The sequence below is a fragment of the Streptomyces sp. NPDC043870 genome (genome assembly GCF_056435785.1).
Map to the genome: position 1 here is coordinate 1 of NZ_JBWKDT010000042.1, position 15,139 is coordinate 15,139.

The 15,139-nt window shown below is 69.8% G+C and carries 13 protein-coding genes and 1 pseudogene; 5 read left to right on the forward strand and 9 right to left on the reverse strand.

The genetic code is table 11. The features are described 5' to 3' along the window. The first annotated feature begins 178 nt into the window (after positions 1-178). Together AC0699_RS32915 and AC0699_RS32920 are read left to right on the forward strand one after the other, a co-directional pair. Positions 179-472: an ArsR/SmtB family transcription factor gene (locus tag AC0699_RS32915; protein ID WP_389130496.1), complete on the forward strand. Its 294-nt coding sequence runs from the start codon at positions 179-181 to the stop codon at positions 470-472. Next, a complete protein-coding gene (locus AC0699_RS32920) occupies positions 469-855 on the forward strand; it encodes a VOC family protein (protein WP_478667792.1) in 387 nt (128 codons plus the stop codon). Before AC0699_RS32915 ends, AC0699_RS32920 begins: the two co-directional genes overlap by 4 nt. A gap of 441 nt (positions 856-1,296) precedes the next feature. Here AC0699_RS32920 and AC0699_RS32925 read toward each other — a convergent pair whose 3' ends face one another. The 3 genes from AC0699_RS32925 to AC0699_RS32935 form a co-directional block, all read right to left on the reverse strand. Beyond that, the gene (locus tag AC0699_RS32925; RefSeq protein ID WP_478667793.1) at positions 1,297-1,650 is read right to left on the reverse strand and encodes a VOC family protein; all 354 of its coding nucleotides are present in this window, start codon (positions 1,648-1,650) and stop codon (positions 1,297-1,299) included. Between the two features lie 309 nt (positions 1,651-1,959). Continuing rightward, positions 1,960-2,409, reverse strand: coding sequence for a hypothetical protein (locus AC0699_RS32930; RefSeq protein WP_478667794.1), 450 nt, complete (start codon positions 2,407-2,409; stop codon positions 1,960-1,962). Position 2,410: 1 nt separating this feature from the next. Next, positions 2,411-7,033 carry a DNRLRE domain-containing protein gene (locus tag AC0699_RS32935; RefSeq protein WP_478667795.1) on the reverse strand — a complete coding sequence of 1,541 codons (4,623 nt, stop codon included), beginning with the start codon at positions 7,031-7,033 and terminating at the stop codon, positions 2,411-2,413. Positions 7,034-7,404: 371 nt separating this feature from the next. On the opposite strand from AC0699_RS32935, the gene AC0699_RS32940 reads away from it, so the two are divergent. Both AC0699_RS32940 and AC0699_RS32945 read left to right on the forward strand, forming a co-directional pair. Then, positions 7,405-8,022, forward strand: coding sequence for a TetR/AcrR family transcriptional regulator (locus AC0699_RS32940; protein ID WP_478667796.1), 618 nt, complete (start codon positions 7,405-7,407; stop codon positions 8,020-8,022). 84 nt (positions 8,023-8,106) lie between these two features. Next, the gene (locus AC0699_RS32945) at positions 8,107-9,780 is read left to right on the forward strand and encodes an acyl-CoA dehydrogenase family protein (protein WP_478667840.1); all 1,674 of its coding nucleotides are present in this window, start codon (positions 8,107-8,109) and stop codon (positions 9,778-9,780) included. 790 nt (positions 9,781-10,570) lie between these two features. Here AC0699_RS32945 and AC0699_RS32950 read toward each other — a convergent pair. From AC0699_RS32950 to AC0699_RS32975, 6 genes and pseudogenes are all read right to left on the reverse strand, one after another. Beyond that, positions 10,571-11,350 carry a class I SAM-dependent methyltransferase gene (locus AC0699_RS32950; protein ID WP_478667797.1) on the reverse strand — a complete coding sequence of 260 codons (780 nt, stop codon included), beginning with the start codon at positions 11,348-11,350 and terminating at the stop codon, positions 10,571-10,573. Positions 11,351-11,469: 119 nt separating this feature from the next. Continuing rightward, a pseudogene (locus AC0699_RS32955) lies at positions 11,470-12,224 on the reverse strand (class I SAM-dependent methyltransferase). Between the two features lie 403 nt (positions 12,225-12,627). Next, positions 12,628-13,110 carry a hypothetical protein gene (locus tag AC0699_RS32960; RefSeq protein ID WP_478667798.1) on the reverse strand — a complete coding sequence of 161 codons (483 nt, stop codon included), beginning with the start codon at positions 13,108-13,110 and terminating at the stop codon, positions 12,628-12,630. Positions 13,111-13,226: 116 nt separating this feature from the next. Beyond that, the gene (locus tag AC0699_RS32965) at positions 13,227-13,472 is read right to left on the reverse strand and encodes a hypothetical protein (protein WP_478667799.1); all 246 of its coding nucleotides are present in this window, start codon (positions 13,470-13,472) and stop codon (positions 13,227-13,229) included. A 211-nt stretch (positions 13,473-13,683) separates the two neighbouring features. After that, positions 13,684-14,163: a squalene/phytoene synthase family protein gene (locus AC0699_RS32970; RefSeq protein ID WP_478667800.1), complete on the reverse strand. Its 480-nt coding sequence runs from the start codon at positions 14,161-14,163 to the stop codon at positions 13,684-13,686. Further along, positions 14,138-14,392 (reverse strand): hypothetical protein, encoded by a 255-nt coding sequence (locus tag AC0699_RS32975; protein WP_478667801.1) that lies wholly within the window; start codon positions 14,390-14,392, stop codon positions 14,138-14,140. Before AC0699_RS32975 ends, AC0699_RS32970 begins: the two co-directional genes overlap by 26 nt. Before the next feature lie 463 nt (positions 14,393-14,855). Between AC0699_RS32975 and AC0699_RS32980 the strand changes: the two genes are divergently transcribed. Further along, positions 14,856-15,113 (forward strand): hypothetical protein, encoded by a 258-nt coding sequence (locus AC0699_RS32980; RefSeq protein ID WP_478667802.1) that lies wholly within the window; start codon positions 14,856-14,858, stop codon positions 15,111-15,113. Positions 15,114-15,139 lie beyond the last annotated feature (26 nt).

Genomic DNA, 15,139 nt, shown 5'->3' on the forward strand with positions numbered 1-15,139 from the left:
CAAGCCATCCCCACCACCCACTGCGGTAGTCACACTCGTTCCACCCACCAAACCAACCAGCAAACGCCAGAAAAGCACCTAAATCACCGGTATTGCGCTTAGGGCCTGTCTTTTGGATCAGATGACGGCAGGGCACCCAACTTGATAGGCAAGTCACTGCTTGCCTATGGTGTGGGTCATGGCGGAGGATGTCTTCAAGGCGCTGGCCGACCCCACCCGTCGGCGCATCCTTGATGAACTGGTGGAACGGGACGGCCAGACCCTGTTCGAGATTTGCACACGGCTGGTGACGAAGCACGGTCTTGGGCTGTCTCGCCAGGCGATCAGCCAGCACCTGGCTGTACTCGAATCCGCGGGTCTGGTCCTTTCGCGGCGCCAGGGCCGCTACAAGTTCCACGATCTGAACACCGAACCCCTTGAGCGCATCGTGACCCGGTGGCTCAGGCCCGATGCACCGGAGAGCACCCCATGAAGATCCACCTGTCCAGCGTCTTCGTCGACGACCAGGAGAAGGCCCTGCGTTTCTACACCGACGTGCTGGGCTTCGTGAAGAAGCATGACGTCCCGCTGGGCGAGGACCGGTGGCTGACCGTTGTCTCACCGGAAGATCCCGACGGGACCGAACTGCTGCTTGAGCCCTCCGGCCATCCGGCGGTGCAGCCGTACAAGACGGCGCTGGTCCAGGACGGCATCCCTGCCACCTCCTTCGCTGTGGACGACGTACATGCGGAGTTCAACCGGCTGCGCGAGCTCGGGGTGCACTTCACTCAGGAGCCGCTGGAGATGGGCCCGGTCACCACTGCGGTTCTGGACGACACCTGCGGCAACCTGATCCAGATCGTGCACAGCAAGTAAGGCGTCGGCCCAGGCGCCTGCTGCCATCTACCCAAGATCTTACGAGGCCAGCAGCGGCCTGATCTCGCCGATTGCCCGGCCGATAGCGGGGGTCCCGACCTGGTAGATCATGCCGAGGGCTCGTGGGTCGAACCGGTGCACAGGTGGACCAGGGTGGCCGGCAGTCGGTCGGTGAACACCAACGCGTACTCTGGCCCAGCGCCGACCCCAGCGCCGACCCCAGTACCGGCCTCGCGCCGCCGGTCGCCGCAACGCCGCTGGCGGTGTCCGGACTCGCATCGCGACTCCCACTGCGGCGCGAGTTCGGTGACAAGCCTGCCAAGGTGTTCCCGTGACAGCCCGCAGCAGGCGTAGTAGGACATGGCCGCGCGGACCTGGCCAAGGTCGCACCTCGACAACCTAGTGGTCCACCAGCGCGTCACCGCCTGCGTGAAGACGCGGTCAGGCGGGCTGCCACAGCTCGATCCGATTGCCCTCAGGATCGGTGACCCAGCCGAATCGGCCGACACCCTCCATGTCCTGCGTTTCTTGGGCCACGTCCGCTCCCTTGGCGCGCAGTTGCGCGAGCATCGCATCCAGGTCCCGGACCCGGAAGTTGAGCATGGTTTGCTGGGCGCGGGACCCGAAGTAGTCGGTCTCGGACTCGAACGTCGCGAACACCGTCAGCCCGGCTCCCTGACGCCACAGGCCGTTCTCATCGGCCTCCAGGCCCAGGCAATCGCGATACCACGCGCTCAGGGCCGCCGGGTCGGCGGCCCGCATGAAGTAGCCACCGATTCCAAGCACACGTTCCATGCCGCTATCTTGCCAGGACGGCGATGGGGCGGGCCGGCACCACACCATCGCCCGCTTCACCTCTGTCTCAAACGCGGGGGCACTCGAAAGCCGGGGACCCGTTCCCGCACAGCGCGATGAAGCAGGAACCCAGGAGATCACCGTCGCCGTCCTGTGCTATGCCCGCGCGGTGGCAGGGCCATCTCCAGTGCATCCAGGATGAGTTGGGTCTCCTTGGCGGGAGGCGGACCAGCGGCGATGCGGCGGGAGAACGGCGCGAAGCGCCCGTCCCTCCGGTGGTGCCGGGGGACGGGCGCTCGCGCAGGGGGCTCACTCCTGGAGCTTTATGCCCTCGGGTGAGGTGAGGCCCTTGTCGGGGTGGGCACGGAACGTCGCCGTCCACGTGGTGGGCGGGCAGGACGGGCCGTTGGGGTGCTGCTCTGTCAGCTTGACCCGGGTGCTGTCCTCGACGACCGTGTCACCGCTCTTCGCGGACGTCACGGTGAGGCGCACCGGCACGGTGGACGCGCCGATGTCGTCGGGGAGTTGGACCGACAGCGAGGCGAACGGGTCGTCGGGACTGCCCGATGTCCGCTCCTCGCAGGTGCCGTCCACGCACAGCCGGATCCTCGTCGCGTCCAGGCCGCCGAAGTCGGCGGGCCGCCACACGGCGGCGACCTGAGAGTCCGCGTCGGCCAAGGTGCACGGCGTGTGCTGACCGAACAAGGAGCATCCGGTCAGGGCCGCCGCCAGCAGTGGTGTGAGAAGGGCGCGCCGCATGTCAGTACCACGCTACCGTGCCGGGGAAGGCGCTGTTGGCGAGCCCGATGTCGGTGAAGTACAGCCAGCAGGGGTCGAAGTACCCGCCGCTGTTGTCGCTTCCGCCGCCACCTCCGCCGGAGAGGATGCCCTTGGCGTACGCCTGTCCGCTGCTGTCGACGGTGTACACCGGGGCGCCGGAGTCGCCCTTGATGGTGCAGGATCCGGACGTCTTCTTGGCGACGACCATGTTCTTGGCGGTGGTTCCGCCGGAGTAGTTGATGGTCGCCTGGGTCGCGGTCACCGTCCATCCGCACATCTCGCCGGTCATCATGCCTCCCGTGCAGACCTTGTCGCCGCTCTGCGCCCAGCGCTTCCAGTAGCCGTGGACGAGCCGCGACGAGCTGGACGTCTTGCCGCCCTTGTAGATCCGGGGCGTCGCGGCGCTGTCGCTGTTGACGCGGTACAGCGACAGGTCGCCCGAGTAGTAGCTCTGGCCGGAGAGCTTCACCGAGCCGTACCCATTCTTCCAGTTGTCCCGGACGACGGGGCCGATGTAGTCGCTCTCGCTGGGGTTCGTGATGGCCCCGTTGCCGGAGGTGCAGTGGCCCGCGGTCACCATGTACCACTTGCCGTCGTACCGCCAGGCAAAGCCCGCCGTGCACCAGGTCGCCGAGCTGGTGGTCAGGTACGACTTGATGCGCGACCCGCCGTAGTAGGGCGAGGTGTCGTTCTGGCGGTTCGCCTGGGGGGCCACCACGTCGGCGCCGGGCGTGAGGTGCACGGCGACGGCGTCGGTGCCGTACCGCTCGCCCAGGGCCGTGACCAGTGCCGGGGCGGCCGTCTCGGTCTCCACGACGACACGGTTCTCCGCGGCGTCGACGAACGCGACGTGCAGTCCGCTCACGCCGGGCAGTTCGGCCTCCGAAAGCTGGAGGACCTCGTCGCGCACGGACTCCAGCGCGGTGACACTGTGCTCCACCACTTCGGTGCGCGGGGCGACCTGCTCGGTGACGGTCGGCCCGGCGGGCGCGGGAGCGGTCTCCGTGGTGTCCTCGGGCATCGCGAACGACTCCTCGCCGGTGGTCTCCGCGGACCCGTCGGCGGGCGGCGCCGGAGTCTCCGCCTCGTTGGGCTCGGTGTCGGGCTTGGTGCCGTCCTCCGTGTCCGCGGCGGGCTGTCCGCTGCCCTCGTCGGCGGGGGCCTGTGTCACCTGGATCGGGGCGGACGCCTCGTCGGCCGAGGCCGACTCGACGACCGGCGCGACCAGTTCGCCCGTCGCCGGGTCGATGTAGGGCGGGGCGAAGGCGTCGGGGGCCTCGGCCGCGCGGGCCTCGGCCTGCTCCAGGGCGTAGGCCTGGGCGGGCTCGGACTCCTGCATGTCGTCGCCCAGGCCGCCGTCGATGACCTCGACGCGGTCGATGATCGCCGAGACCGGTTCGGCCGCGGGCGGGGCGTACGCGCCGCCGAAGCGGGCGCCGATCTGCAGTCCGCCGCTGCCGGACAGGGACGAGGTGTCCCACACCAGCTTCGGCGCCTCGCCGCCACTGAGCGGCACCGGCCAGGTGACGGCGGAGCCGTCGGCGGCGCGGGTCACCTGGGAGGCCGGGATGACCTCCCACGGGTCGGCGGACGAGGCCCGCTGGAGGAAGGTGACGTCCGTCAGCGAGGCCGGGGCGCTGACCGCGAGGTCGACCGAGCCGACGAGCACCTCGCCGTTGGCGGGCGCGGTCACGGCCGCCCGTCCGACATGGAAGGCGCGTTTGGTCTCGGCCGAGACGTTGCCGGCCCGGTCGGTCGCGGTGACGACGAGCTGGTGGCTGCCCTCGCTGGCCGGGGTGATCGGCAGCGCCACCGGGCCGCCGGTGGTGGTGACGGTCTGCGCGGTCCCGCTGTCGACCGAGTACGTCAGGCTGCGGGTGTCTGTGCCGTCGGGAGTCAGCGTGAACGTCCCGGTCACCTGCGCACCGCCGGCCCAGGCGTCCGACGGGTAGGCCGCAGAGGTCACGGCCGGGGCGCCGGGCGCGGTGGTGTCGACGGTGAAGCGGTAATGCGCGGTCGCCCCGCCCGTGCCGTTGCCGTCGATGCCGCGCACGTGCAGGTACCAGGTGCCCTCGGTGCGGGTCGTCGTGTACGAGGTGCCGGTCGTCTCGGCCGCGCTGTCGGGCACGGTGTCGGCAGTGCCGTCGACGACGATGCTGTACCCGGCGGAGGCGCCGGAGGGCGCGGTCCAGGTCGCGCTGAAGGAGCCACTCTTGTACGCGCCCGTCTGGTCCGGGTGCGTGGACGAGCTGATCACTGGGCTCGGCGGCAGCGTCATGTCGACCCGGAACGGCAGATGCGCCGCGGTGGACGCCCAGTTGCCCGCCTGGTCCTTGGCCCGTACGTGCAGATACCAGGTGCCGTCCGCGTCGACCATCGTGCTGAAGTTCGTCGACGTCTGCACGGCGCCGGTGGTGGTCGGCGAAGTGTCCGCGACGCGGTCCACGACGACCGCGTAACCGGCCGCGCCGGACAGGTCGGTGGGCGCCGACCAGCTGAAGGACGCCGTGCGGTTGGCGTACGCGCTGCTCGTCACGGGGTGCGTGGAGGAGACCAGGCCGCCGGGCGCGCCCGGGGCGGTGGTGTCGACGTTGAAGCCGAGGTGCCGGGTCGGGGACCACAGGCCCGCCTTGTCCCGGGCGGCCGCGTGCACCCACCAGGTGCCGTCGGTGCGTCCGGACCAGGTCACGTCGGCCGTCGTCTGGGTGACGGTGGTTCCGGCGGCGGTCGTCGGGCTCTGGTCGAGCTTGACGGCATACCCGGTCACGCCGGAGGCGTCCGTCGCGGCGAGCGTGCCCGTGAAGGTGGTGGCGTTGTACCAGGCCGACGCGGAGGGGTGGCTGGTGGAAGTGATGGCGGGGGTGGAGGGGACGGTGGTGTCGACGGTGAACGTCTGCCATGCCGACCAGGCCCCGGTGTCGGTGCCGTCCGACGCCCTGGCCCGCCACTTGTAGTCGCCCGGCGCCAGGGTGCCGGCCGTGTGGGTCGCCACGGCACCGGAGGCCACGGAGGGGGACGTGCCGGACTGCAGGGCCGCGGTGTCGTTCGCCGCCCAGACCTCGAAGGTCAGCGTGACGGCCTGGGCGTCGGCGTCGATGGCCTTGGCGGACAGGGTGGGGGTGGTGTCCGAGGTGTAGGTGCCGGACAGTGGGGAGACGGCCGTCGCAGTACCGGGCCTGGAGTTGTAGGTGACCGTCAGGGAGGGCTCGTAAGCGGCGTTGTGCGAGCCGTCCGTCTGGTTCGCCGAGTAGTAGCGGCGCCAGGTCAGCGGGTCCGTCTCGTCGACGGCCGCGATCCGCACACCGTGGTTCGGCTGGCCGTCCGCCCAGGCCTGGACGATCCCGTCGATGTCCCAGGAGACGTGGCCGGCCGCGCAGCTGGAGTTGTAACCCTTGGCCGCGGTGGAGGTCACGGCGCCGGTCGAGGTGGTCGTCGGCTGATCGGCCCAGGTGATGGCCGACGGGTCCCAGGCGGAGGTGATACGGCGTACCTGGTTGCCGGAGTTGGCTGTGCTGCACGTCGACGAGTAGTACGAGTACAGGCGCAGGTCGGTGTCGAGGACGTGCTTGCCGGCGTACTTCGCCACGTCGAACTTCAGATACGAGCGGGCCTTCTCGGTGCCGTTGTAGGTACCGGCCTTCAGCTCGGTCGAGCCGCGCTGCGAGGTGAGGTAGTCGTCGTACTGGACCCAGGTGTCGGTCACCGGGCCGAGCAGGGAGTCGGTCGGGTCGATGGTGACCGGGTACTCCAGCGCGGGGTCGGCGAGGAACTCCTCGTCGGGCTCCAGGACCAGGACCTGGTCGCCGGTGTCCGCGTCCCGCTCGATCGTGACGTCGATGGCCGCGAGGTCCTCGGGCTCACCGGAGGCGCGCTCCTCGCCCGAGCCCCACATCACCGGCAGCGGCGCGGTGGCCACCGTACGGCCGCTGCTGTCGCTCCAGCGCAGCCGTTCGTCGGCGGTCTCGTGCAGGGTGAGGCCGTCGGCCGAGACGGGCAGCCGGTAGCTGACCGGGCCGTCGGGGCGCTCGTGCAGGACGACGGAGTGGGAGAAGCCCTCCTTGAGGGCGGTCACCACGAGGTCGCCGCCCTCGACGGCGCCGGGGTAGACGGCGGTCGGGCCGTCCAGGCGCGGCTCGGGCAGCTTGCCGGGCCAGTCGAGGCCGAGGGTGCGGCCGCCCCGGGAGACCTCGGCCAGCGGTTCGCCCGAACCGCCGCCGGAGAAGGTGATGTCGGCGGCCGCGGTCTTCGGCCGCACCACGCCGTCCTCGGCCACGAGGGTGGTGTCGACGGGCCGCCAGCTGCCGTCGGGCTGCTTGACCCGGATCGGGCCGGTGTACGCCTCGACGGTGGTCGTGCCGTCGGCGTTGGCCCAGGTGGTGGTCGACGCGGTGCGCTCGGAGACGATCTCGGTCCGGGCACCGGTCGCCTGCTGCACCGCCGGGGCACCGGCGGCCGCGTCGGCGTCCTCGGCGAACGCGGGCTCGTTGAGCAGGGGAAGCGGGGCGCACACGAGAGCGGCCAGCAGGGTCGCCGCCAGGGCTCGTTGCTTCCGGCGGGATCTTCGCCGGCCCGGGGCCGGGGCGACCGGCGCGGAGTGCTGCACAGGGAATCCTTCCAGTCATCTTGGCCAAAAATCGGCTGATCTTAAGGCCTGCACATGCCACGCCCACAAGGGGAAGTGGTCGCTCCGGTTCTGACGGGCCATGCTTGACCGATCGTTCTTGAACTGCCTGGGGCTCAACCCATGTCCCGCCCAAAGGAGTTCGGCCCCGGCGCCGTCCTGCAGTCCGCCCTTGCAGGCGCCGGCTCCCTGGCGCATGCCCGTGCCTGGCGCCACGCCGCCGGCCGAACCCGGGTGCCGTCCGCAAGCCGCTCTACGTGGGCCCTGGGAACCATCACGGGCCCGTGCGCTCCTTGCGCTCCAGGGTGTGCGGAGGCTGGTGCGAAGTTCTGAATGATGGTTCACTTGTTTGCATGGCCTACCGCAAGACGCCCGCAGTGCAGGATCGCCTGGCCGCCGCCAGGGAGCATCTGGTCGAACAGGCCACCGCCGTGGTCGCCGACGTGGGCTGGGCCAATGCCTCCGTCACCGCGGTCGCCGCCGCGGCCGGGATCTCGGTCGGCTCGGTCTACCAGCACTTTGCCTCCAAGGGGGCGCTTGCCGTGGAGGTCTTCCGCCGCGCGTCCGGGCGGGAGGTCGAAGTGCTCAGCGACGTACTCCGTGAGGGCAGCGGTGACCCGGTCGAACGGCTCGCGCTCGGAGTCGACGTGTTCGCCCGCCGCGCCATGGAGTCCCGTGGCCTGGCCTACGCATTGCTCGCAGCCCCGGCCGACCCGGCGGTGGGCCAGGAGCGGCTGAGGTTCCGGCGCCGGTACCGCGAAGTGTTCGCGGAGGCGATCCGCGAGGGCATCGGCGCCGGGCTGCTCCCCGACCAGGACCCCGAGGTCACCGCCGCCGCACTGACCGGCGCCATCGGCGAGGTGCTGGTGGACCCGCTCTCGGCTCCCGCCGAGGGCGCCGCCGCCGACCACCTGATCACCGAGCTGGTGGCGATGTCCCTGCGCTGCGCGGGCGCCACTCCCGCCGACTGAACTCCTACGACTCCAAGGACTCCGATGACCGCAACCGCAGACGTGACCGCCACGGCGAACGTGAACGTGAACGCAGGTGCAGACGTGACCGCAGCCGCGGACGCCGCACCGCGCAGCAATCCCAGCGCACGCACGCACGAGGTGACCAACCAGGCACCCCCGCTGGTCGGCCACGACGTCGCCGACGACCCCGTGCTGCTGGAGGGAGTGCGGCGCGAGGGCGCCGAGTGGTACGCCGACGACCTGCACCGCGTCGGCCTCCTGGCCGGATCGGAGGAGGTCCAGTGCTGGGCCGAGGAGGCCAACCGCCACGAGCCGGAGCTGCGCACCCACGACCGATACGGCAACCGGATCGACGAGGTGGACTTTCACCCCTCCTACCACGCGCTGATGGACGTAGCCATCCGCGAGGGGCTCGGCGGCGCACCCTGGGCGGACGACAGGCCTGGCGTACACGTGGCGCGCGCGGCGGGCTTCATGGTGTGGAGCTCGGCCGAACAGGGCCACGGTTGCCCCGTGTCCATGACCTACGCGGTCGTCCCCGCCCTGCGGTCCGCACCGGAACTGGCGGCGGTGTACGAGCCGTTGCTGACCAGTCGCGTGTACGACCCCGGTCTGCGCGCGCCCGCGAACAAGCGCGGACTTCTCGCAGGCATGGGCATGACGGAGAAGCAGGGTGGCACCGATGTGCGCGCCAACACCACCACCGCCACCGAACAGCCGGACGGCACCTGGCGGCTTCGCGGCCACAAGTGGTTCACCAGCGCCCCGATGAACGACCTGTTCCTGGTCCTGGCGCAGGCCCCGGGAGGGCTGTCCTGCTTCCTGGTACCCCGGGTGCTCCCGGACGGCAGCCGCAACACGTTCCGTATCCAGCGGCTCAAGGACAAGCTCGGCAACCGCAGCAACGCCAGCAGCGAGCCCGAGTTCGACGACACCGTCGCCTGGCTGGTCGGCCCGGAGGGGCACGGGGTGCGCACCATCATCGACATGGTCACGATGACCCGCCTCGACTGCATCCTGGGCTCTGCCGCCGGCATCCGCACCGCACTGGCGCAGGCCGCCCACCATGTCCGCCACCGCTCCGTGTTCGGCGCCAAGCTGATCGACCAGCCGCTGATGCGCAACGTGATCGCCGACCTGGCACTCGAGTCCGAAGCGGCGACCACCCTCGCCCTCCGGGTCGCGGGAGCGGCTGACCGGGCGCAGCGTGGCGATGCGCAGGAGCGGGCGTTCCTGCGGCTGGCCACGGCGGTCGGCAAGTACTGGGTGTGCAAAAGGCAGCCCGCAGCGGTCGCCGAAGCCCTGGAGTGCCTCGGCGGCAACGGCTATGACGAGGCGTCGGGGATGCCCCGGCTGTACCGGGAGGCCCCGCTCAACGGCATCTGGGAGGGCTCGGGCAATGTCAACGCGCTCGATGTCCTGCGCGCCCTGACCCGTGAACCCGACTCGCTGGACGCCTTCCGTGCCGAGATCGAAGCCGCTGTCGGGGCCGACGCCCGGCTCGACGACGCCTGGCGGCAGCTGAGGGGCGAGCTGACGCTCACCGACGACGCGGCACTTCGCTCCCGCCGTCTGGTCGAACGCATGGCTCTGGTGCTGCAGGGTTCCCTGCTCGTGCGCCACGCCCCGGCCCCGGTGGCGGACGCCTTCTGCACCTCACGGCTCGCCGGCGACCGCGGGCTGGCCTTCGGCACGCTCCCCGCGGGCACCGACCTGTCCGGCGTCATCGCCCGGCTCCCGAGCGCCGTCGGCTGAGTGCCCCGGCGCCGGGCCCGGTCAATCCCAGCAGCGCCGTGGTGGTCACTCCCGCGCCGGAGAGCTGCACGACCAGAACGGGGACGCACACGGTCAAGGTCACGACGGCGGTCGCGATCCTCGCCCCCGGTCCCGGAGCCCGCAGGGCGAAGTGGGGGAGTGATGGCCGCGCACCTTTCCCTCTCCGTCGGACGTCGTCTCGGAGATCCGGCACATCGGCGGTGACCGAACCTGCTCTGCGTTTCTGCGAGCACGTCGTGCTCGCGCGCATGATGGGGGCTGGCTGAGCCGTCCTTGAGGGAAGCCGCCCAATTGGCCCGGGCTTCAGACCTCCTACTGGGAGGGAGAGATCCGGTGACCGTTGAGACGAAGGAGTTCCACTACCGGCTGCTGCGCGCAGGAGCCCGCATCACGAGTGGCGCCCGACGCCTTTGCGGCGCATTGCCGCCACCTGGCACTGGCGCCACGAACTGATCAACGCGTCGAGGTGCACGTCCGTGCGCAGAACCGTCCCGGCTCGTCTGGGACGGCAAATCCGCGGGCCGCGAGCAACGGGGGGCTTCCCGGACGGCACCCGAGACAATGGGTCGGTCCACCCCGTACGACGTGGCCGGCGCGACGAGCGGCAGTGGTGGCGCAGGTACAAGAGCGTGATCAGGAGTCGGTCGGCGAACAACAGCCGTTGGGGCCAGCTCTGGCGGCGCGCCGCCGGTCCCGCCACTACGCTCACGCCGCGCCCGTCCCCGCGTGCTCGCGGCCGTGCGTCAGACTCGGGTGTCGACGTGGTGCTTCACAGCGGCCGGACGCGCAGCACGCTGGTCAGCATCGGGAGGGTGAACTCGCCGTGAGCGGTCTCCGGTCTGCTCGCGAGGAATGCGCGGATCCGGCCGAGCGTGGCCTCTCGTTCCTGTTCTGGCATGACGAGCATTCCCGCGCGCGTCGCGAGTGTCGCTGCGAGGGAGTCGGCGGTTCGGCGCTGCCCGTGCGGGAACTCGGCCTGCTCCGACGAGCCGAACCGGGCGGCTGCACCAGTCTTGGGAAGGTGCATGTCGGCCGTCTCGACGCGCCAACTGGTGGGCGTGTCGCGCGGGCCGATGGCCGCGCTCCCGCTGATCCGTGCGAGCCCGGCAACCCACTCGACCTGGTCGTCCATGACGTTCCACAGGCCGGCCAGGAGGCCGTTGGGTGCGAGGACCCTGGCGATCTCGGGTCCCGCGACGGCCATGTCGAACCAGTGCATGGCGTTGCCGGCGAGCACGGCATCCACGGAAGCATTGGGCAGCGGTATCGCCTCGGCACTACCCGGCAGGGCACGGACAGCCGGCAATGCGCGGCGCAGCTCGGTCAGCATCGCCGGGTCGGGCTCAACTGCAATGACTTCGGCACCCAGCGCGACCAGCGCCGCGGTCAACTTGCCGGTTCCGGCGCCGAGGTCGAGCACGCGCGGGCCGGGCGCGGGTTCAAGCGCCCAGCGCACCGCGGCCTGCGCGTAGTCCGGGCGGTGCTCGGCGTATGCGCACGCGGCTGCCCCGAACGACGACGCGTGAAGCAGCCGTTCATCCTGGTCCATGGGGTGACGCTATCCGTGCTGACGGCGGTCGGCTACCCGGCCTCACGACTTCGGCGACGGCAACTACCGTCACTGTCACCTCGATCCGACTCTGACTCCGCTCATGATCCGCCGAGTGGCTACTCGTCCGAGCCCGCAGCCGACGGCGGTACCTCGACGACGAAGAACAGGAAGGTGGGTTTGATCGAAAGGTCATGGAAGTCGTCGGGGAACAGCTCACGGGCGGCCGGGTCGGGCTGCGGCTCGCTGATGACGGCAAGGTGGAAACCGGCGGTGGTGAAGGCATCGGTCATCGCGTGCAATGGCTTGCGCCAGAACCTCATCGGGACGGACTGCCCGTTGAACGTCCAGTCGAAGGTATAGCTGGTGGTCACAAAGTAATCGGGCCGAGGATCCTGGATCGTGTAGGCCACGAAAGGGTGGTCCACCGAAGCGATCAGTCGGCCGCCGGGCCTGAGCACTCGCCGCATCTCGGCAAGTGTCGGCCCCCAGTCCTCCAGGTAGTGCAGCACCAGCGACGCGACCACGTCGTCGAACGCACCGTCAGCGAACGGCAGGGGTCGCTCAGGTCGACCACGTGCAGGGGCGCGTCGGCACCGAGCCGCCGCCTTGCCAACGCCAGCATCCCTGCACTGGCGTCGATACCGGTGACGACCGCACCGCGGTCGCGTAGTGCAGCGGACAGGGGGCCCGAGCCGCAGCCGGCGTCCAGGATCCGACGGCCGGCCACATCTCCGGCGAGGGCTAGCATCGCGGGCCGCTCGTAGTACGCGTTCACGAGGCTGTTCTCGTTTTCCGCCGAGTAGGCTTCGGCGAAGCTGTCGTAGTCATTGGCCTGGGCCCGGTCTGCAGGCTGGGCGAGAGTCTCGGCCATGTCGGTTGCTCGGTCCATCGTCGCAGCCTAGTGATCACATGATCCGCCGGACAGGGCCGCTGCCTGGGTGTTGCTCGTAGCAGTGGTTGAGTCGGCGGTACCCGGTCGGCCTGGACATGACGTGCTCGACGACCCAGCGGCACCGGCCGAGACGCTCGCTGGACTCGGCCTTGCGGGCGATACGGATGCCGATCCGCTTACCCCATAGCCATTTTCCGCAGGGAGGGGGGACGCCGTATACCTGGTCCGCGTGGAGCCGTTGGGGCTTGGACTCGGCTCCGTAGGGTTCGTGTCTCATATGACCATGGGGCAGCATCGGCCAAGCTCGTGGCACGCTACCGGGCATGACTCCGACGCGCCGCTCTGATCCTGTGGCTTCGTGAGCCCGCATCGTGAATGCGCCTCAGCGACCGCGTGGCTGGACGGCAAGCGCGGTTGGTGGGATCCCCAGCGCGTCCAGTCGGGAAAGGAGTTCTGCCTCCTGCCCCTCGGTGACGGCAATCCACAGGGAAGCTCCCGAGTCACTGGCGCTGAAGACCCGCCGGTTCCCTCGCCAGCCTTCGGCATGGATTGTGTGAGGAGCCAAGTCCAACAACACTTCGAACTGCGCGTCGTCGCGGACGTCGATGTCGATCCCCATCCCGGGATCGGCGCGCGGGGAGCGAGTGCCATCCGCCACCGCCTCCCGGGCCAGGGACAGCGCGCGTTCGTACGAGTGCAGCACCTCCTGTGGCCAGGCATCGTCGCTGTAGGCGTCGAGGTGGGCCGTGTCGATGCCGAAGCGCAGCACGCGAAGCGCCTCGCGATGAACGAGCACCACGTCCGCAGCCCTCAATCCATCCACGAGTACGAGTTCACGGCCCGAGCCGCCATCCTGGTTGTTCACACACGTGACCTTCCCACACGCAGCGGCTCTCCCTCCCTGGAGGAAAGCTGCTGCACAACGTGATCTTTGTCAGACGCCCCCTGGCGGCTGAGACCGAACAGGCCGGTCCTGCAGGCTTACGCGCTGTCCACGCTGGCCCGGACCGAAGCTGCGCCACGGACGCACCGTGCTTTGAGCATGCGGGCCAGTTCCGTGAACTGCTCGACCGCACAGGTGCGGAGCTGGTCAGCCCCTACATCGAAGCAGCGCTCGGCCTGCTCGACCTGGGGGCCGGCAGGTACGCGGAAGCCGCCGCCCGTCTGAACGATCTCCAGCGGCAGGTGAGCGACCTGGAGCTTGGGGAACCGACGGTGCTGCAGCATCAACCCGACCTGATCGAAGCCAACCTGGCCGCCGACGACCCCACGGTGGCGTATGCGGGCCTGGCCGAGCGAAAGGGAGCTGCGGCCGGCAGGCTTCGGGACGTCCAACCGCCGCAACCGCGCATCGGTCGACCGCACGGGTCACCTACTGGCGGACCAACACGGTAAGACAGATCACGCCGCTGTTCGGCGCCTCGAAGACGCCGCCCCTTTATGGGTCCTCAGCTTGTCGACGACTGTGCTTGCCGCGACCTGTGCGGTACTCGCGTATCAGCACGCGAAGGGCTGCAACGATGGGTGTCCCGGGAGAGGCGCGGAGCACGGTCGCGCCCTTCGCCTCGATCTGGCGTAGCCGGAGTTCGTTCAGGGTGACGAGGGCGCGGATAAGCCCCCTGCCGTGCGGTTGCACAAGATCTACGAGCGCGCGTGACGCCACCAGCCCGCGATGGACGAGGTCGGCTTGCTGCCGCACGAGGGGCTCGATGCGGGCTGGTGGTGCGCCGACAAGGAGGTCGTCACGCGTGAGGCCGTGCTGGGCAAGGGAGTCTTCCGGGATTCCGGGACGTCCGGCGCGGAGGTCCTCGGCCAGGTCCTCCAGGAAGTCGAGGCGCTGGCTTGCTTCGATGAAGGTACGGCATCCCGCGGAGTAGTCCTCGGAGGACGGCTCAGAGAGCAGGCAGGCGATGAGCATGAAGGCGGGATGCGCGCTCGTGAAGCGGGCCGTTGTCGATGAGGTTGTCGCTGTGGTGCATGAACGCCGTAGCGCAGATGACGTCGGGGACAAGAGCCGTCGGCAGCAGGAGACGTACGGCGACGTACTCAGCCCTGGCGTAGCGGGCCACCAGTCGACGATGCTCGGTGTAATCGCGGCGCAGCAGGGTGTCCGTGATGCCTGCCTGGTCGAGAGTCCGAGACCACATGGGCATGATGCTGAGGTTCCTCCGAGTGGTGGTCTGTGCGGTGCTGCCGGCTGGGTCAGAGGCGTGACGCCGCGCGTGCCGGTGGAAGGAGCAGGCTGGGTGGGCGATCGCGGGTGTGAGCGCATGTGCACCACGTGCATGAAGGCGGCATTGACGTGCGGATCCATGACAGCGCCGGGTTGAGCGGCCCATCGCGCCAACGACGAGGCCGGCCGCCGGCTCCCACAGGTGCGGCTGCTGGAGAGGCTGAGGCGACGGGGGAGAAGCGGACCCCGCACACTCGGCGGCCGCTGAACATGAGGCCTTGCGCCGGCCGGCGATGATGCGGACGTTCTGCAGTGACAACGTGCGTCGACGGACGTGCTCCTCCAAGAGGGGGCGTGTCGCGCCGGGCACCTCGGCGTCGGGGAGAAGGATCGAGGACGTCGTCCAAGGAGAACTGGATGTCGTCACCCGTACCCCGATGAGTGCCGTCAGCCACGAGCTCACCAGTGATGCCAGGGAACCAGCGATCCAGCTGCGCGTGTCCCATCGCCAGGAGTGCATGGAGCTGTTTGCGGTGTGGAACACCGCGTCCTATACCTTCCTGCTGGAGGTTGTCTGGCTCAAGAATCACCACCTCACCGGCGTGATCGCTCAGGACGCGAGCAGAGAGCAGTCCTGCAAAGCTTCCACCCAAGACGACCGCTCGCCGCATCGGCCCCCCACCTGCGCCAGATGATTGTCGTCCGGCGCGCGTGTGCGCCG

Coding starts and splice junctions, on each gene's coding strand:
- AC0699_RS32915 (WP_389130496.1), top strand. CDS start 179: ATGGCGGAGGATGTCTTCAAGGCGCTGGCCGACCCCACCCGTCGGCGC.
- AC0699_RS32920 (WP_478667792.1), top strand. CDS start 469: ATGAAGATCCACCTGTCCAGCGTCTTCGTCGACGACCAGGAGAAGGCC.
- AC0699_RS32925 (WP_478667793.1), bottom strand. CDS start 1,650: ATGGAACGTGTGCTTGGAATCGGTGGCTACTTCATGCGGGCCGCCGAC.
- AC0699_RS32930 (WP_478667794.1), bottom strand. CDS start 2,409: ATGCGGCGCGCCCTTCTCACACCACTGCTGGCGGCGGCCCTGACCGGA.
- AC0699_RS32940 (WP_478667796.1), top strand. CDS start 7,405: ATGGCCTACCGCAAGACGCCCGCAGTGCAGGATCGCCTGGCCGCCGCC.
- AC0699_RS32950 (WP_478667797.1), bottom strand. CDS start 11,350: ATGGACCAGGATGAACGGCTGCTTCACGCGTCGTCGTTCGGGGCAGCC.
- AC0699_RS32965 (WP_478667799.1), bottom strand. CDS start 13,472: ATGCTGCAGCACCGTCGGTTCCCCAAGCTCCAGGTCGCTCACCTGCCG.
- AC0699_RS32970 (WP_478667800.1), bottom strand. CDS start 14,163: ATGCTCATCGCCTGCCTGCTCTCTGAGCCGTCCTCCGAGGACTACTCC.
- AC0699_RS32975 (WP_478667801.1), bottom strand. CDS start 14,392: ATGTGGTCTCGGACTCTCGACCAGGCAGGCATCACGGACACCCTGCTG.
- AC0699_RS32980 (WP_478667802.1), top strand. CDS start 14,856: ATGAGTGCCGTCAGCCACGAGCTCACCAGTGATGCCAGGGAACCAGCG.